At 36.7% G+C, this 17,572-nt stretch carries 24 protein-coding genes and 1 pseudogene; 6 read left to right on the top strand and 19 right to left on the bottom strand.

Translation table 11 applies throughout. The features are described 5' to 3' along the window. Positions 1–24: 24 nt before the first annotated feature. Positions 25–219, bottom strand: a complete 195-nt coding sequence (locus tag EYS05_RS01575) for a hypothetical protein (protein WP_118041633.1) — start codon at positions 217–219, stop codon at positions 25–27. A gap of 566 nt (positions 220–785) precedes the next feature. Here EYS05_RS01575 and EYS05_RS01580 point away from each other — a divergent pair. From EYS05_RS01580 to EYS05_RS17550, 5 genes and pseudogenes are all read left to right on the top strand, one after another. After that, a complete protein-coding gene (locus EYS05_RS01580; protein ID WP_118041631.1) occupies positions 786–1,331 on the top strand; it encodes a helix-turn-helix domain-containing protein in 546 nt (181 codons plus the stop codon). A 624-nt stretch (positions 1,332–1,955) separates the two neighbouring features. Beyond that, complete coding sequence (locus tag EYS05_RS01585; protein WP_008706402.1) at positions 1,956–2,327, top strand: GntR family transcriptional regulator; 372 nt, start codon at positions 1,956–1,958, stop codon at positions 2,325–2,327. An 11-nt stretch (positions 2,328–2,338) separates the two neighbouring features. Then, positions 2,339–3,196 (top strand): ABC transporter ATP-binding protein, encoded by an 858-nt coding sequence (locus EYS05_RS01590; protein ID WP_022381160.1) that lies wholly within the window; start codon positions 2,339–2,341, stop codon positions 3,194–3,196. After that, the gene (locus EYS05_RS01595; RefSeq protein WP_118041629.1) at positions 3,193–3,819 is read left to right on the top strand and encodes an ABC-2 transporter permease; all 627 of its coding nucleotides are present in this window, start codon (positions 3,193–3,195) and stop codon (positions 3,817–3,819) included. Before EYS05_RS01590 ends, EYS05_RS01595 begins: the two co-directional genes overlap by 4 nt. Before the next feature lie 35 nt (positions 3,820–3,854). Next, positions 3,855–4,028, top strand: a pseudogene (locus EYS05_RS17550) (cysteine-rich KTR domain-containing protein). Positions 4,029–4,070: 42 nt separating this feature from the next. Here the strand turns inward: EYS05_RS17550 and EYS05_RS01610 are convergent. The 12 genes from EYS05_RS01610 to EYS05_RS01675 form a co-directional block, all read right to left on the bottom strand. Continuing rightward, positions 4,071–4,811, bottom strand: a complete 741-nt coding sequence (locus tag EYS05_RS01610; protein ID WP_227752363.1) for a DUF6040 family protein — start codon at positions 4,809–4,811, stop codon at positions 4,071–4,073. Next, positions 4,744–5,985: a relaxase/mobilization nuclease domain-containing protein gene (locus tag EYS05_RS01615; RefSeq protein WP_174235823.1), complete on the bottom strand. Its 1,242-nt coding sequence runs from the start codon at positions 5,983–5,985 to the stop codon at positions 4,744–4,746. Before EYS05_RS01615 ends, EYS05_RS01610 begins: the two co-directional genes overlap by 68 nt. Continuing rightward, the gene (locus EYS05_RS01620; RefSeq protein WP_173703208.1) at positions 5,934–6,314 is read right to left on the bottom strand and encodes a plasmid mobilization protein; all 381 of its coding nucleotides are present in this window, start codon (positions 6,312–6,314) and stop codon (positions 5,934–5,936) included. The genes EYS05_RS01615 and EYS05_RS01620 overlap by 52 nt, the downstream gene beginning before the upstream one ends. 873 nt (positions 6,315–7,187) lie before the next feature. Continuing rightward, a complete protein-coding gene (locus tag EYS05_RS01630; protein WP_118041625.1) occupies positions 7,188–7,640 on the bottom strand; it encodes a hypothetical protein in 453 nt (150 codons plus the stop codon). After that, positions 7,637–8,626 (bottom strand): ParM/StbA family protein, encoded by a 990-nt coding sequence (locus EYS05_RS01635; RefSeq protein ID WP_173754485.1) that lies wholly within the window; start codon positions 8,624–8,626, stop codon positions 7,637–7,639. The genes EYS05_RS01630 and EYS05_RS01635 overlap by 4 nt, the downstream gene beginning before the upstream one ends. A 251-nt stretch (positions 8,627–8,877) precedes the next feature. Continuing rightward, positions 8,878–9,192, bottom strand: a complete 315-nt coding sequence (locus EYS05_RS01640; protein WP_118624927.1) for a helix-turn-helix domain-containing protein — start codon at positions 9,190–9,192, stop codon at positions 8,878–8,880. Positions 9,193–9,285: 93 nt separating this feature from the next. Beyond that, positions 9,286–10,335 (bottom strand): PDDEXK nuclease domain-containing protein, encoded by a 1,050-nt coding sequence (locus tag EYS05_RS01645; RefSeq protein WP_118041621.1) that lies wholly within the window; start codon positions 10,333–10,335, stop codon positions 9,286–9,288. Between the two features lie 157 nt (positions 10,336–10,492). After that, the gene (locus tag EYS05_RS01650) at positions 10,493–10,846 is read right to left on the bottom strand and encodes a TnpV protein (RefSeq protein WP_118624929.1); all 354 of its coding nucleotides are present in this window, start codon (positions 10,844–10,846) and stop codon (positions 10,493–10,495) included. Between the two features lie 363 nt (positions 10,847–11,209). Beyond that, the gene (locus EYS05_RS01655; RefSeq protein ID WP_138276439.1) at positions 11,210–12,427 is read right to left on the bottom strand and encodes a tyrosine-type recombinase/integrase; all 1,218 of its coding nucleotides are present in this window, start codon (positions 12,425–12,427) and stop codon (positions 11,210–11,212) included. Between the two features lie 105 nt (positions 12,428–12,532). Further along, positions 12,533–12,727, bottom strand: coding sequence for a hypothetical protein (locus EYS05_RS01660; protein WP_005423220.1), 195 nt, complete (start codon positions 12,725–12,727; stop codon positions 12,533–12,535). Positions 12,728–13,184: 457 nt separating this feature from the next. After that, positions 13,185–13,424 (bottom strand): helix-turn-helix domain-containing protein, encoded by a 240-nt coding sequence (locus EYS05_RS01670; protein ID WP_005423216.1) that lies wholly within the window; start codon positions 13,422–13,424, stop codon positions 13,185–13,187. Further along, a complete protein-coding gene (locus EYS05_RS01675) occupies positions 13,414–13,845 on the bottom strand; it encodes an RNA polymerase sigma factor (RefSeq protein WP_044925118.1) in 432 nt (143 codons plus the stop codon). Before EYS05_RS01675 ends, EYS05_RS01670 begins: the two co-directional genes overlap by 11 nt. A gap of 498 nt (positions 13,846–14,343) precedes the next feature. Here EYS05_RS01675 and EYS05_RS01680 point away from each other — a divergent pair, with 498 nt between their 5' ends. Then, a complete protein-coding gene (locus tag EYS05_RS01680) occupies positions 14,344–14,703 on the top strand; it encodes a helix-turn-helix transcriptional regulator (protein WP_055158670.1) in 360 nt (119 codons plus the stop codon). Between the two features lie 71 nt (positions 14,704–14,774). On the opposite strand, the gene EYS05_RS01685 is transcribed toward EYS05_RS01680, so the two are convergent. From EYS05_RS01685 to EYS05_RS01710, 6 genes are all read right to left on the bottom strand, one after another. Further along, positions 14,775–15,254, bottom strand: coding sequence for an MGMT family protein (locus tag EYS05_RS01685; RefSeq protein WP_055158669.1), 480 nt, complete (start codon positions 15,252–15,254; stop codon positions 14,775–14,777). A 178-nt stretch (positions 15,255–15,432) separates the two neighbouring features. Next, entirely contained in the window at positions 15,433–15,618 is a 186-nt protein-coding gene (locus EYS05_RS01690) for a cysteine-rich KTR domain-containing protein (RefSeq protein ID WP_081021270.1), read from the bottom strand. 115 nt (positions 15,619–15,733) lie between these two features. Further along, positions 15,734–16,345, bottom strand: a complete 612-nt coding sequence (locus EYS05_RS01695; RefSeq protein WP_055158668.1) for a methyltransferase family protein — start codon at positions 16,343–16,345, stop codon at positions 15,734–15,736. 5 nt (positions 16,346–16,350) lie between these two features. Further along, on the bottom strand, positions 16,351–16,764 hold the full coding sequence (locus tag EYS05_RS01700; RefSeq protein WP_138276440.1) for a hypothetical protein: 414 nt from the start codon (positions 16,762–16,764) through the stop codon (positions 16,351–16,353). Beyond that, positions 16,757–17,206 (bottom strand): LytTR family DNA-binding domain-containing protein, encoded by a 450-nt coding sequence (locus EYS05_RS01705; protein ID WP_158293293.1) that lies wholly within the window; start codon positions 17,204–17,206, stop codon positions 16,757–16,759. Before EYS05_RS01705 ends, EYS05_RS01700 begins: the two co-directional genes overlap by 8 nt. Positions 17,207–17,323: 117 nt before the next feature. After that, positions 17,324–17,548: a hypothetical protein gene (locus tag EYS05_RS01710; RefSeq protein ID WP_055158614.1), complete on the bottom strand. Its 225-nt coding sequence runs from the start codon at positions 17,546–17,548 to the stop codon at positions 17,324–17,326. Positions 17,549–17,572: the final 24 nt, after the last annotated feature.

The raw sequence follows: 17,572 nt of genomic DNA on the forward strand, positions 1-17,572 counted from the left end.
TGTATTTTATCCTTTTATCTTTCATTACACTGCCATTGCATCAAGATATTTTTTTATCTTATCCACGTTATAGAGAACACGTCTTCCAACAATCACTCTTGCTTCTGCATGGTCTGCAATTTTCTTTGCAGTTACTTCTCCGCAGGATAACATTGCCATTAATCCTTCAATATCTACCGTCAGACGATTCTCAGACTTATACTCTGTTGTTTTTCTCATGATGCACATACCTCCTTTCCTCCGTATTCTTCTGCATCACCTCCCAGACAGCGGTTATGCCCGTTGTCAGTACATATACTTTTTGTTTGGACTTCTTACGATGATTTTCCATTCTGTTCGGCGTGTTGGCTTCCATTTGTATATGGCGGTGTCAACGTTACAATTGACCTCTATCAGAAATCTTTCTGAATACTGGCAGCTTCTTCTCAAGCATACCAGCCGTTGCCGGAGTATCTTCGGTTTCCACATACTACTCTCTGATACAGCGGTGGAATCCTGTGTTACCTTTAAGCCCCGAAAGGCACCCATACAGCTCATTTAATTTTCAAGGTTCAACAATCAAAAGTTTTTGTAGGTATACATTTTTGTACCTATTTCGATTTAATGCCATTATATCCCCAGTTACTGCTAATGTCAATAGCACTTCATGCGTTTTAGGTTCTTTTTTGTACTCTTTTTTATTGATTTTCTGCTATCTTGTGTTATAATATGGACAAATAGTTATTCATTTCTTGATTTTACTATCTTCTATGGATGTTTATCAGGACTAATGCAGAGGTGACTTTATGAATTTTAATCTGAAACTAAAAAAAATCCGGACATTCCGGAAAATGACACAAAAAGAACTGTCAGAGAAGATCGGACTGACCGATCAGCATAGAATTGTACAATATGAAAAAGGCGTTCGTGTTCCAAAAAAAGATCTGGTTGATAAAATGGCTAATGCTCTGGATGTCAATCCTTATACCCTCTATGATACCGCTGGACGTGACGCTTCCGAAATGATGGAACTGCTTTTCTGGCTGGATGAATTTAATCCATCTGCCCTGCATCTGTTTCTTCCTCGGAAATTTCCTGGTGAAAAATGCAATGAAGTAGCAGACACTTCCGTTTACTACCATGACAATGATAACTGGCCTGCCCATGCTCCTGTCTGTATGTGGTTTGATTATGGGGTTCTGAATGATTTTCTGAAAGAATGGGTAGTTCGAATGGATGAACTGAAATCCGGCGAGATTACCAGAGATGAGTATTTTGAATGGAAAATCAACTGGCCACAGACCTGTGATGGTTGCGGAAAGTTTGAACCTAAGAAAAAATGGCGAATATAGCAAATACAATGCTCCTCAAAACTGGAAAATATTCCAATAATGGGGAGTTACTATTCTTTTTTAATCTAATGCTCTTCTGCTATATGTATTTTTCATCACTCAACTACTTTATAGCCAGCATTTGTAATTACACAAATCGCTTCGCTTTTTCTTTCAAACAAGTATTAAGTACCTCTTCCCAAACAGCATATTCCCGTCTATCTGGATATTCTTTAACAACTACTTCACTGCCAATCTGAATATATGGTAACCGCTTAATTTTTAGATACGATAGAAAAAATCCCCGACTACTTTTCAGTAGCCGGAGCACCTTGACAATTCACATATGATTAATTTGATTCGTTTGCACGACGTTCGATTTCAGCTTTGACGATTTCGTTCCATGGAGCCAGAAGTTCTAATTCATCATCGCTCATCCTATCATTATCGTGCTGATTTGCACAAAGAAATAACCTTATTATGCCGGTTGACAGGTTGGATTACGCTGATTTTTTGAAAACTTTATATGGTATATTTTAATGAATGAATTGTAGGATTACTTTATTGACATTTCTGACACTATCATATACACTGTACATATCGTATAAGTACGCATATATCAAAAGGTGGTGAGAGGAAGTTAGAATGGAAATTATCATAAGTAATAGTAGTGATAAGCCTATTTATGAACAAATTGCTATGCAGATCAAGAGTTTAATCATGAATGGTACCCTATCTGCCGGAGAAGCCCTGCCTTCCATGCGTGCACTGGCAAAAGACCTGCATATAAGTGTTATTACTGTTCAACGAGCTTACGAAGATTTAACTCGAGATGGGTTTATCGAAACCGTATCGGGAAAAGGTAGTTTTGTTGCATCACCAAATAAAGAATTTATTCAAGAAGAACAACTACGAATAGCAGAAGAACTTTTAGAAAAGGTTGCTATAATCGGTCGTACTCATGGTATCAGCTATGAGCAAATGGCTAATATTCTAAAACTATTTTTTGAAGAATGAGAGGTGGAATTATGGAACAGAACAGTATTGTTGTAAAAAATGTTACTAAAAAATTTGATGATTTTATGTTAGATCATATTTCATTTACAGTTCCTACAGGACGTATTGTGGGTTTCATAGGAGAAAATGGTGCTGGAAAAAGTACAACTATCAATTTAATTTTAGACCAGTTAAAGTTGGATGCGGGTGAAATAAGAATATTGGGTAAACAAAATCACTCTTATTTGCATAAAGAAAACATTGGTGTTGTTTTTGACGAATGTAAATTCCATTCCGTCTTAAATGCAAAAGATATTGCCCAAATCCTTTCGGGATCTTATAAAACATGGGATATGAATTTGTTTGAAGAATATATGAAACGCCTTGATGTTCCATTAAATAAATCAATAGGGCAACTTTCAAAAGGTATGAAGATGAAATTGTCAATTATTTGTGCACTATCGCATAGACCCCAGATTCTGATTTTAGACGAAGCAACAACAGGGTTAGATCCTGTTGTACGAGATGAAATTTTGGATATTTTTTTAGAATTTATTCAAGATGAAGAACACTCTATTTTGTTCTCTACACATATAACCTCTGACATACAAAAGGTTGCTGACTATGTAATTCTGATTCATAATGGAAAAATTATTTTTGAGGAAAAGAAAGATGACCTTATTTATAATTATGGAATTATACGCTGTAAAAAATCAGAATTTAATACTGTTTCGCCAGATGACTATGTATGTTGTCGAGAAACAAATCTTAGCGTGGAATGCTTAATACATGACAAAGTAGCTGCAAAAAAAAGATACAAAAATCTAATTATTGATAATGCTTCTATTGAGGACATTATGCTGTTCTATATCAAAGGAGGTGTCAAATGAAAGGATTGGTTTTTAAGGATTTATTGCTTATGAAGAAAATGAATAAAAAAGTCATTTTTGTAATGTATTTTTTTGTAATAGCAATTTCATTCTTCGGAGAGAATGAAGTTTACTCAATTATGTCATCGGCTTTTTTTTCACTTTTTATCGGTATGCACTTAATGATGACCATGACCTATGATGGATTGACTTCATGGAAACAATATGAATTAACCTTGCCGATGAGTAAGTACCAAATCATTTTCAGTAAGTATTTGACTAGCTTGCTTCTTGTTCCGATTAGTATAATGGGTACAGTTATCATTTATATCATTCGTTATGTGGTTTATCATAATTTTACACTTAGCCAGTTTGGTTTTTCTATCGCCATTGCAATAGCATTACCTGTTTTATGGTGTTCTATATGTTTAGCAATAGCACAGTGGTTTGGCTATATGAGAGTTCAGTATGTGAGAATGATTTGCACACTTCTCGTTATCTTTTTCGTAAGCAAAATATCAAAAGATATGAAATACGTTACTCAAAATTTGGTTAAAAATCCTATGTTGATTGCTATTTTTGCTTTGGGTATAGTAGTTTCATCGTATTTTGTTAGTGTTATAGGATACTCAAGGAAAAAATAAAAGTAGAGGTGCAAATAAAAGTAAGTGTCGAGTGGGTGCGTTGCCTTGTCTGCGGAAATAAAACACGTGACAAAATCCGAGAAGATACTGTCTATTAAAAAACTTTCCCACTCTTTTGTTCGAAGTGTAAAAGCAAATGCCTAATCAACATTGCACAATTCCATATGACTGCTATTAAAACGCCAGACGCACAGCCGCAGAGCCGATAAAACACAGTTCTTTGAACTATGGTTATCGGCTTTTGTATTTTCCTAATCATAGTGATTATCAGCATACAGGCTTTTTTCTTCAAACTTCTTCTGAAAATACATTTTAAGCAGCATGATTCCCACATTGATAAATCCAAATGTCAAAATCAAATTCACTGGCAGATATTCTCTAATTACATCTCCAAGCACTGCTATCCCCGAAAGACTTCCGATTAAAAACATCTGTGAAATTTTATCCCACATTTTTTTGTATATCTTTATTATTTCCATAATTATCGCCATTATAATTACCACTATGAGAAGGACCGCTACGATTGCCAGAATTCTGATAACCCATGCTTCTCCACATGTATATGCTATTTTCTGGTTAAATCCGTTATCATAGGTTGGATGTGCCAACCATTCACAAAATTGAAAATACCACATGAATGGAGTCCTGAAAAAATCTATGAAATCATTCTGAAAAGCACCGTTCTGCATAATTACAAACAGGATTACCGTAATGTATCCCATTCCCCAAAAATATTCCGTATCCCTCATTTTTTCGGTTCTGGCTTTTACTTCTTTTTTCGCTTTACGGATTTCCAGCTCTGCCCGTTTCTTTTCGTTACGGGCCTTTGTTTCTGCCTGTTCCATCTTTTTCTCTGCTTCTTTTTGTTTCTTCTGTGCTTCATCTACTGCTTCAACAGATGATTTATTCACCTGTATCTGCAGTTTAGAGTTCTGGTCCCGAACGTCTTTTATTTCTTCTTCGAGCTGTTCTTGCTCTTTCCTGCTCTTCAAACCATTCCTGTTCCTCAGATCGTCGTTGCTCTGCTGAAGCGATTGATTCAGCTTCTGCGTTTCGGACAGTTCTGTTGTTAAACGCTGAATTTCTACGGTTGATTTCCGAACTTCTTCTCGCAATTTCTGCCTGTCGAATAAGATCATCCGTTTCTCTTCTTCCAGTGTCTGTATCTGCTTTTTCTGTGTTCGCATGAACTCTTTCGCTTTCTCGAAACTCTGTACAAGAATATCCCTCTCCACTTTGAGCTTGATCGGTGATTCCTCTGGTGTCTGTGATGGCTGCGTCAAGCTCTCTGTAATAGTTTCTGAGTTCTTCGGCTGCTCTGCTGTCTCTGTCGGCTGCAACTCTGGATTTTTCCCTATTTCCATTAAATTCATTCTCCAATCCCTCCTTACTGATATCCAGATGAAATGTTTTAGACAGATTGCTGTCACGCACTTTCTTTCCATCCTGGTTCTGAAAAGTGATGTGCTTACGTTTCTCTGTCCAGTTTACGTTCCATCCAAACTGTTTCATTTTTTCTATAAACTTTTCTTTGCTGATACAATTTTCCAGTGCCTTTAATACCGCCATTGCACAGTCCGCTACAAAACTGTCCTTTACCTGTTGACGGAACAGGTTATATTTATCTTTGCTCCACGCAATGACTTCCCCTTTTTCAATCTGGCTTCCATCAAAGTGCTTTCCTTTCTCGGCAACTGTCAGTCCACGTTCCCGGCACATCTGGTTGGTAAGCTGTTTCATACGTTCCAAATCTTTTCTGGTATTATGCAGCTTTCTCCCATCTTCATAACTCACTGAATTGGTAACCAGATGGCAGTGAATATGCTCTTTATCCTTATGCACAGCCACTAACGTCTGGAATCCACTAAACCATTTTTCTGCAAACTCTTTTCCAAATTCAAACGCCTGCTCCAGAATAATCTGCTCGTCCTTATGCCAGGAAATAATGTTGTGGGCATACATTCTCCCAGAATCTTTATTCCACATCTTCTTTTCTTCTAAAAAGGTTCTATACACCAGATCATAGTTAATCTCATCATGGCAGTACGGGCCTGTTACATAGGTAAGCAGTTCGCCGGTCTTGTCTTGTCGTAAAACATATTCGATACAATTTCTCATTGCTCCATGTGTATTTGTCCGCTTATTAATCGTCTTATTAACCGCCATATTCTTTCACTCTCCTTCCGGTACTTGAGGACATTTTTATTGAGGAAATATAACATACTGTCGTTTGGGATTTCTCCATCTGTATGCAGTTTTCTTGCAATCTGATTGATATTTGTAGTCGCTCCCCGGAGCTGACAAAGGATGTCTGCAAACATCTGGTTCAGTCTTTTCAGTTCTTCCACTTCCTCTGCAGATACTATTTTCAAATCTGCGATTGCTTTTATCACAACTTCCTGCTGTGTTCTTCCAGATTCTTTGACCTTACTCTGAAGCAGATCGTATTCTGCTTTATTCATTCGTATGGTTACTGTATGATTTCGTTTTCTCATAGGCTTTCGGCTCCTTTCTTTGCTTAATTTTCATTCTTTATTGACTGATACGATATTCTGACTGATAAACCAATAAAGGGATTCCATAAGGATGCTGGACATCCAGTGGATGTCCGTTTAGCACCGACCGAAGTGGAGCGAAGACAATGCTCCTTTGGTGGGTGCAGGGTGCATGACGTCCAGTGGACGTCAGCTTTGCACCGACCGGAGCGGCGGCGGAGACAAGTCCTAGTCAATCAGTAAGTGTTCCACAGGAATGTCCGGTGGACATTTCGCGGGGATACTTACGCTATTGACGTGCCGGGGTTCCAGGGGCGGAGCCCTCTGGCAAGTTTAGGAACAGCCCAAAGGCTGGCTCCGGTGCAGAGTGGCTTGCCACTTTGCGAAACTTGCCTGTCATCTCCCCACCACTGAACCGACACCCACCAAGCCATATTTTCCACCCTACGTTATCAAATCAAAATGGAGATGACGGTGGTTTTGTGGTGCAGGGACAGACTGTTTCATAAAGAGAAAAGCTCCCATTTCGATAGATTTTCTCTTTCTGAAACAGGCTGTTCATGCATCACTCCGATGCGAAGTATCGGACAATCATGTGCCGTATCCGGCACTCTATTCTTTTCTTCGCCTTGCTTGTTCAATCCACCCATCTGCCAACGTTTTTCTGTTATATTTTCCTGTTATTTCTGTCTTTCTTTTTCTGGATCTCTTTCCATTTCTGCTAAAAGACATAAAAATAGCAGTCATAAACATTTTTCCAATTCATAATGTCTGAAATGTCATCACTGCCATTGTCTTTTTCTGCTATTCTGTTTTTGTAAAGCTATTCCTTACTGTCAGTCTGTTTTCCTGTTACTGCTATTTCATAACCGTCTAAAAACTGTCTGCAAAATCCAGTGCTGCATCCATATCAGCTTCTTTCTCCCAGTCCAGATTATCTTCTGCGATCTCTCCATCCGTTTTCTCCATTGTTAGTGTTCTGTCAGGCAGATTAATTTCTCCTACCGATTCTTTTACAAACGGTACAAGCATTTCCATCAGATTCTTCGCTATAGCCATCGGGACGGATTCTTTCACTCCATCCCTGACAGCTGTTTCCACTCTTTCCAAAAACGCATCTTCCTTTTCTCTGGTTTCCAGATACGGATCTGCTTCATTCCTGTACTCTCTGGAAAAATAATCGTTTAAAGCAACTACAACTGCTCTGGTGTACGATTTATATTTTTCCCTGTTCATCGTCTGCAAATATTCCCATGCCTGCCTGTCCTGTTCATCACAAAGATTCAAACGGATATTTGTGTTGATGATTTTCCGTTCTTTTCTCATACAAGCATCCCTCCGTTTCTCTGGATTTTCCTTACGGTCATTGCTTCATAGCCTTTCGCTGTGGCACAGATGTCCCGTACAATCATTACCCGACTCTTGTCATATTCTCCAAAATTCTGGATCATACAACCGCCACCGCCGACCACATACAAACGCATCAGTTCTGGATTATATTCCCGTTCTCTCAGCTTATGGAAGATTTCTTTCGTATAATCTCTGGCAGCTTTACGAATGACTGTCAGATATTTCTCACCAATATCTGCTGTCCCGGTACGGATCACCTGCTCAATCACCAGATCGTCCACCACTGTTCCCAGTTCTTTCAGCAGGGATTCCCTTACAGTAAGCACACACTGATGCGTTCCATATTTCTCTGTAAAGCATTTCTTCTCTAATGGACGGGAATTGTTGATATACATGATGTTCATAGTTCCGTTTCCAATATCCACAAGCATGTTGATTCCTTTGAAATCCTGTAAGCGGTAAAAGGCTGCTGCAAATCCCTGTGGGTAAATATCAGCGCCTGCAAACTCTACATGATACTCTTTATTGCGGAATATAAAATCCACGCTTTCATTCTGGAGAAGATATTTCTGGAAATCTTCTTTCTGTGTAACTACTGCGATGAAAAGCTCCACTGGAGCTTTTCCCTGCACGCTAAAGTGCCAGGTAAGTGGAAGTCCGGCTGCAATGTGTACCTTTGCCCGGTTCATACCTTTCCCATCCAGTTCCCTTGCGATAGCCGCCAGTGTCAGCACATAATAGTCCTCGTCCTGCGTTTTCTCTGCACAGAACTCCTTGTGTTCCTCTCCGATCTGGTAATACATGCCATTGTAAACAAGAAGATTGTTCTGAAAGATTGGCTCCTTGTCATATCTGGCTACACCGGATGGAAAGCATCTGGTGGCAGTTTTCATGTTTCCATAACCATGATCAATCCCGATCACCATAACTGTTTCATTTCTGTTATTTTTCATCATTCTCATAATCATACCTCATTCTTTCTTTTCTTATCCAATCCCATTAATACTTACGTGAATTGATAAGATGGATATTTTATTTACTGGTTCTTTAATAATTCATATTTAATAACATGGATTATTAATAGCAACGGTTTGTCCAGTATGGGATTTACCATATCTGGTTTTCCTATTTTCTGATGTCCGGAGATAGAAATTTCCTATGACCTGATTGTCCAAAATTGGACTATCCACCCTTAGGCACTTCTCTTCTCCACTTAATCATTTTCTTCTCCTAATGGAACTTCCCGGATAATATATTCGGTATCGCCATAAAAGCCATACTCATTACGCAATCTATGACGTTCCACATATCCATGATACTCTAATTCCTTAATTGCAGAACGAACAGAATCAATCCCATCTCTGCTCAATGTTGCCAGTCCTTGCATATTGTAATTCCAGTCATCTGGCAAACTTAACATCAGCGATAATAGACCTTTCGCTTTCAATGTCAGATTCTTATTCTTGAAATGATGATTACTCATTACCGTAAAATTCTTAGTTCTCTCTACACGAAAAATCTGTGCCATTCTATCTCACTTCCTTTCCAGATAGAAAAAGACGCAAGCCACATTTCTATGACTCACGCCTTTCTCTGCACTTCATTATTAAATTGAAAATTTCTATTCTTCTTTCCTTTGTTCTAACAATTCTCTCGCATTTGCAATAGCAAGGGATAGCTTCTGTTCTAAAAGTTCTTTTGGAGGCATTTGGGTCATATACTGTCCCACATGAATATTTCCATGATCCAATTGCATTAATTCTATAGTTTCCTGTGATTTTTCTGCACATAATATAAGTGCAACAGGACTTTCTTCACCTTCCACTCTTTCATTCTTTTCCAGCCATCGCAAATACAGCTCGACTTGTCCTTTATCCTGCGGTTCAAATTCCCCAAGCTTTAGTTCAACAAGAACCAACCTTCTCAAGCCTCTATGATAGAATAATAAATCCATATAGTAGTCCTTGCCATCCAGTACAAAATGTTTCTGTCTTGCTAAAAATGCAAAATCCGATCCCATTTCCAGAATAAATTTTTCTAATTCTGCAAGAATAGCATTTTCTAAATCTTTTTCACTATAAGTATCACGTAAACCGAGAAAATCAAGCATATATGGATCTCTGTAAAAAAGATCCAGACTCATTTTTCCATCATCTCGTAATTCCGCAATTTCATTTTTAATCGTTTCTTCTGGTTTCTTCGATATTGCAGTTCGTTCATAAAGCATGGATTTTTTTCTTTCACGCAGTGTTCGCACTGACCAGTTTTCCTGCATACACATTGCAGCATAAAAATCTCTTTTTAACTCATCTTGTATTGGCAGAATCTCTACAAAATGCGACCAGGTCAATTGTTGCGACAATGTCGCAACTTTTTCGAAGTCAGGAAATTCCTGATAAAACTTAATCATTCTTGAAATTGATGTTTTATCAAATCCCGAACCATACTCCTGTTCCAGCCGTTTACTGACTTCTGCAACAACCTTTTTTCCATACTCAGGCTTGTTATTTCCAGTTAACTCCACACTAAGTCTTTTTCCAATTCCCCAATTAAGAGAAATAATGGCATCATTCACAACTTTTTTTACATTAGTTTTCTTTTCCCTGATTAACGCATTTATTTCATCATAAATATTATCAATATTATCTGCTATTAATATCTCTTTTTTCATTATCGATTCCCTTCTATAACTTGAAATGCCAAATTGGCATTTCAAAACTGTCCCAACTGCTTACTGTTATATTACCCTATTTTTCTCATTCTGCCTACTGCTTTTTCATGGTCACATATAATAATGAGGTCGCATTCCACGACCTCATCACCTTCATTTAAACATAAATCAATTCCTTGAGAATAATCTCTTCCGCAATCGCTCTGTGCTGATTAGCAGTTCTTACCCAGGCAATCTGATCTGCTTCTTTATCTGGCAATGGTTCTTTTTCTTCCAACTGTTTCAGAATCATTTCTTCCCGTTCTCTGGCTGCCTTATCTACTTCCAGAAGATGCTCTCCAATGGTATCCTGTAAAAGCATCACCTGATAGGTTGAATTTCGATAGTTCTTCAGATAATCTCTACGAAGAAAACCATACTTGCCAAGTTGCTCCATCTGCTCACCGGATTTATAGGTGAGATTTGGAATCAGATATCCATTTACATTTGTATACGTTATAACAGTGGACATTCGCAATCCGCTTCGCTACTTGCTCATGAACGCAGTCACTTCGTAGCCTGCGTTCATATTATTAGCACTCTCCATTTCTCATCATTTTTTGACCACAAATTTACGACATTTACGACAAATCTGACACTGCTTTACAATACCAAACAAAATGACCGATGCCCCGGAAAGCCTGTAAAACAGGCACTTCTAGGATACACAAGACAGGACAAAAATCAACTTCCATTATCAAGAGTTGAGTGCTAATTTTTTGAGATTTTTTTTGCAAACCTTGATTTTACGGGGTTTGCAACACTTTTTTTCCTTATAATCATCACTTTTTCTTGATTTGACACCATTTTGACACCAATTTTTTTATTTTTGGTGTCAACTAATTGCTACGCTTTCCAGCCTTGTGATTTCACTCTCAATTCTGGACATCTCACTTACATGGTTATATACGTCCATTGTTACATCTATGTGGGCGTGTCCCATAATATATTGAAGAACTTTTACGTCTATCCTCTTTTCTGCCATTCTGGTACAAGCCGTATGTCGCATAATGTGAGCGGATACCGTTGGTAACAATTCAGCATTTCTATGTTCAGTCTTTGCAATTTGAACTTCTTTTTTGTTATATGCGTCTACAATATTATATAAGATATTGTTTATTGCACTAGGCATGAGCGGTCTGCCGGACTTTGCCATGAAAATGAATCCTTTATAACCGTCTATCTCAACATCTTTTCCTTTTTGAAGCATAAAGTTTAATTTCTTTTGTTCTTCAAATGCTCTTTGTACATCTGATGTCATAGGGATAGTTCGGATTCCAGAATCCGTCTTTGGCGTGGAAATATGGAATTTATAGCCATCTCCTAAATCTTTATAAATCAACTGATGGTCAATACTTACCGCTTTTGTTCTGACATCTACATCTTCCCAAGTCAATCCAATCAGTTCTCCGCACCTTACACCAGTTCCTAACATGATTCTGAGCATTGGATAGTAGGTGTTGTATACTTGATTATTTTTCACAAATTCCAGCATTTTTTCCTGTTGTAAAACTGTTAAGGCAATACGTTCTTCTGCCTGTCTACCATAATCACTGATAGAAAACTTTGCCGGATTCTTGCGGATAATATCATCATCAACAGCCATTTCCAGTGCCGGATAAATCATATTGTTAATAAATTTTATTGTAGAATATGCGTATCCTGCTTTAGAAAGTTTTGAGTAAAACGATTTGATGTGTGATGGTAAAATCTGAACAACCTTGATGTTTCCAATTTCGTCTTTGACACGATTCTCCCATGTTTTCAGATAATTTGCTCTAGTAGATTCTTTCAGCTCCCTAGTGGACATATATCTTTCAAACAATTTATTAACAGTAAGTTTTTTGATTGCTCCATCAGTTAAAATGTTATCTTCCAAGTCTTTTGCAATCTGCTTTTCCTTTTCCCTTAATTCCGGTAAATCCTTTGCATATACTGTCAGACGTTTTCCGCTTCTTATATCTGTATAACGGTAACTGTATCTACCATCTTTACGCCAGCTTTCGCCCTCTCTTAATTTTCTTCCTTTATGGTCTTTTCTGCTATTTGCCATGAGAAACATTCCTTTCTGTAATAGCCCCCTTTTTTGTTCTCATGACGTGGTTATGTCTATAAATATTATACCATATATCACAAGAAACATAAATGAAAAAGGGTGTTATTCTTCCAGATATGAGAGGTAATTTTTGACTTTTTCTACCGAATAAAGAACCCTACGTCCAATCACAATTTTTGCTCCTGCCTGTTCTCCAATCTTTCTTGCAGTAGCATGACCACAAGATAACATTGCAGACAATTTATCTATATTTACCGTTATCGGCTGTGAGGTTGGTCTTTCTTTTGTTTTGTTCATCTGTCAGCCCTCCTTTTACCGACCTGTATTATCGTCATTTTCTGCACACCAGTAAAAGTATCACTCTCCTTTATCATATGCTTTTTACAAGCAATCAGACGGCTTCGGCAAGCTCCGCTGGTATCTCAACCATTCCCATTCCTGTGGGCTGAACCGTGTCATACGGGTGTATCATTATCCTGTGTTGCAGGTCATGGCAGAACGACTTTTCCAACGGTCGCTCCCAGATCATTGCATGAATCGCTATCTCCCGATTGGAAAAGTCACGGCGTACAACCTCTGATGGCTCACTGCAAGCACAAACGTATCTGACTGCTTTATTCACTTGTCAAAGAACTGTTAGGCTCTTGTCAGCCTGTATCAATTCATTTTTACAAATGGACTGATACAGAATGATAAGAAAAAGCGGAACAGGAAAGAGGGGAGTTTATTAAATCATGCTCCGCTCAAAGATTATTTAATGTTCGTCTATTTCAAATTCACATATCATTTTCAAAAGGGCTTCTCTGATACGCCCCTTTAATTCCATATCAACCACAATGTATACGTTGCCGTATTCATCGTAAAACGGGCGTAAACAGCATTTTGATATGTAGGCTTCATAGAACAGCAACAGCTTTTCTATGGCGTTTTCGTTACCGTCCACGGCTGATGATATGAGAAAAAATGATGGAAGTGTGTGTTGCTTATTCTTCATTTGTTTTCTTCTCCTTTAACTGCTTTCTGATTTCTTCAAGTGAATTTCTTCTGTGCCTATATGATGTGCTTCGGTTGATATTCAGCTTTTCGCCTATCTCCGAATCGCTCATATCCAAGAAGAAAAACATCAATACAATGTTCCGGCTTTGCTCCGGCAACTGTTTCAGTGCTTCTGCAAGTTCTTCATCAAGTACACGGATTTCTGTACCGCACACATCGAATGTTGTATATTCACTTTCGTAATCGTCCCATACAATCAATTTCTCAACAACAATCTCTGGAAGCTCACAAAAGGATACTTCTTTTGCCTGTCGTCTGGCTAATTCCTTGCGGTAATTACGGACAATGCCTTTCACAACCTTTTTGAGCTTACAGTCAAATTGACACTGTATTGTCTTTTGGAAGTCTGATGGTTTCAAAATCACACCCCCTTTCGCTATGAAGTAAAAAGTATGTATCCCTCTTTCCGCACCATATCTGTACGGCAAGGTGTGATTTGTTGCAGGATTGAAAAAAATTTTTGTAAATATGAAAACAGCCTATTTGCACCAATAACAAATAGACTGTTTTTAAAACATCTGATATATGAGTTTTTAATTCATGTTCAAGGACTGATGATGTACTAAGAAAAAGACGGAATAAATTCGGTTGTCGGTATAGATTGCCTGTTTTACTTAGAATCACAAATTGCTCCTTGACCCGAGCAAGCCTGTGAAAATAGAAAAAGGACAGCTCTGGTTATACCAAAACCGTCCTAATATTTTTGGACATTATAAAACAGATTACCCACAGAACGGTTTTTTTTATTTACCGAACGAGGTAATATTTTTGTTTGAATTTACAGTGCATATAATATGAGTTTTTAACACATTCTAATCACATGACATGAAGTATAAACTCATGCTAGGTGATTAAAAATGAGAAAAAAGAAAGATACACACAGCTTTGATTTTCGTCCTTTAGGACTGGCAATCAGAGAAGCCAGAGAGAAAGCAGGGCTTTCCAGAAATGATTTAGGCGATAAAGTCTTTTACGGAGAACGTCATATCGCAGATATTGAAAATATCGGGAAACACCCTAGCTTTCAGTTGTTCCATGATTTAGTTACCATGTTCAATATATCTGTTGACGAGTATTTCTATCCAGCAAAAAATATTGAAAAAAGCACAACCCGCCGTCAGATAGATTCGTCACTTGATTTATTGAGTGATAACGAATTAAAAATTATTCAAGGTACGATTGACGGTATCTTGAACAGCAGAGAGAATAAGAAGTAATTTGCTTCTTATTTTCTCTGTTTTTCTATACAGGTACTTTAACACCTATGAACATGAAAGGAAAAACTTACCTATTTCAAATCAAAGAGAAAAGTTTCATAGTCCTTTACATAGTACCGTATATTTTTTCGCCCTTTTTGAATAATAGTGTGTCCCTCTGATTCTAATTTTTCTTTTTGTGCCTCAATGCCATTTGGATATTTAGCATTCAGTTCTCCGTTCGCTTTTAATGTTCTCCAATAAGGCGTTTCATCTTCGGAACGCTGATAACTAGCCCATGCCACAATAGAAACAAAAATTCCTGCTGTAATCGGTTCTGTAAAATCTGCACCACTCAACTCCGCAAAGTATTCTCGTATTGTCCCAACAGTAATCACTTTACCATAAGGGACTTTTTTCATTACTCTGTCATAGTCAATTGGCGGAGCAAAATACATTTTACTTCCACCATATTTTTCAATGCTTTTCTGGTCTGTAATGATTTGAAATTTTGGCATATCCTTGTTATCGTGCAACATAGCATTAAAATCTTTTTTATCTTCGTTTGCCATTTCTGCCACCTCCTGCTTTAAGAATAATCTGTTTGTCATTCCTATGCAATGAGACTGTTTGAAAAATTTGTTGATTTTCGATTTGTATATTTCTTAATTCATGCTATATCATAACTAAACACAGAATCATGGAATTAAAAAATGAGCCGACAATCTATAAGTTACAATAACTTACAAATTATCGGCTCTGCGTCTTAGCGTCTGGCTCTCTGATAATTATATTTCCACGTTTCATATTGATTATAGTTTCTTGTTTGCACTTCGGACAGAATAACGGAAAATTTATCAATTCTGTATCGTTCCGTATTTTGGTTCGTGTCTTATTGTTACAAATAGGGCAAAACACCCATGATTGATTACTCATAAAAGCTCCTCTCATATTCGCTTAATCTTACAAATTTATTCTACAAATTTTATTTTTTCATAAAAAATAACTAGTCAATACCATTACTAAAGTTATCTCCAAGACATCAGCAATTTTAATATATATACGGAAAAAGTTTATATGTTTTTTCTTTATATAAGTTATATTCTTTGAAATATTTTTGTAAAACTGCTTCTTCAACATTTATTCTTATTTGATAGCAAACAAAGCTACAAATAGCAACTATCAATATAGCAGGGATATTCTTTAACGCAATACTCACGCCCAATAATGACAGAATACTTCCAGTGTAGGCAGGGTGGCGTACAAATTTATACATACCATTTGTTATTAGCTGTTGTTCTTTACTAATCTGAACATTTAATGTAAATGCCTTTTTTAAAGTTAAAACAGCTTTTATACGAATACAAATCCCGACTGCTATAATTAACATACCAATTTTTGCAAAGTAAGCAGGCAACGTCAATTCTCTTATGCAAAATGGAGCTTTTTGACTGATACATAGAAAACTAATTATCAAACAAAATACAAAATTTAAATATAACAACCATTTCGTTCCTAAATCTCTAGTGTCAATTTTTTCAGTTCTATTTTGCTTTGAACGTGTATAAAAGAAAATAAATATTTCGGAAATAAGTAAACACATTAGCAACACATTAAATATATAATATTCAATAGCACTATTAAATTTTGTCATATCGCCCATTACTATTACCTCTTATTCCTTAATTTTAAAAATTTGTTTATTTCATCAGCTTGTCTTTTGGAAATATGATAAAAATAGCAATGAATAGCTATCATAATTAAAATATAGACACATGAATACCATGTAATGTTAATTGCACTAAACGCAAACCATTTACCTATAAATGCCACACCAATGGTTATTGGATATAATATAATCATTTCAGCAATAAAGTGATATATATATTTGCTAAAATCTATAAATGATAGAAGCCAATCGACAATCACTGACACCATAAGATAAACAAACACCTGCAAAATAAAGAAACAAAATCTGTCTTTAGAATATCCTGCTATAATATTGCTTATCGTTGCATACAAAATAATAAATGTAAATGCCATAGAAAATGCAGGAAGATATGTCCTTAAAAATTTATTCATAATAGCCACTCCTTATCTTATCTCTTAGAATAGGAATATATTTTCTTGAAACAATTAGATTTTCTTCATTGTTAAGTTCTGCCAATAATCTGTGGTTAGGGTAAGGTTTAACACAGACCAGACAAGAAATATTCAATAAGGCTGTTTTGCTTATCCTTACAACATTTGACCTTATTAAATCTTGTTCAATAGCAGAAAGTGTCTTTTTACATTCAAATATTTTTTGTTGAGTGTACATAAATGTTTTTTTATCAACAGTTTCAAAATACAAGACTTCATTTAATGGTATCTGATACAGCTTTTTTTCAAAAATTCCTTGTATAAGATATTCTTGTTGACGGATATATTGAACAATCCGATTTAAAGGTTGGGTCATACTTGAATATCGTATATCTATTTCCGGTTCAGCCAAATCTTTTTTTTCCAATAGTTGCAGTTTCAATATGCTTTCCTCCATGTACTTTAATAGAAGTTTAATATTTCTCCAAAACAGTCGCAAGCACTTTAAGTTCAAATACCCTTAACAGTATGTAAAATACCCACATTCCACTTTATTCAATTAAAGTTTTATTTCCTTTGTAATTTTATAGATATATTCCTCTGGCGTGGGACGCTTATTTCCAAACAGCTTTTTGAAATTCGCCTGTACCTCTGGGTCTGTACTGTTCATGGCTTCATCAATAGTAACCTGTATATTTTCCCTTAATTCCGATACAGAGACACCGCTTGCCTTTGCACCAGCCTTTAAGATTTTTTTCATATCTCCTTTTTTTAGTCCTATCATGTAATACCCCCATGTAATCTTATT

It is taken from the genome of Blautia sp. SC05B48 (genome assembly GCF_005848555.1).
Classification (GTDB): domain Bacteria; phylum Bacillota; class Clostridia; order Lachnospirales; family Lachnospiraceae; genus Blautia_A.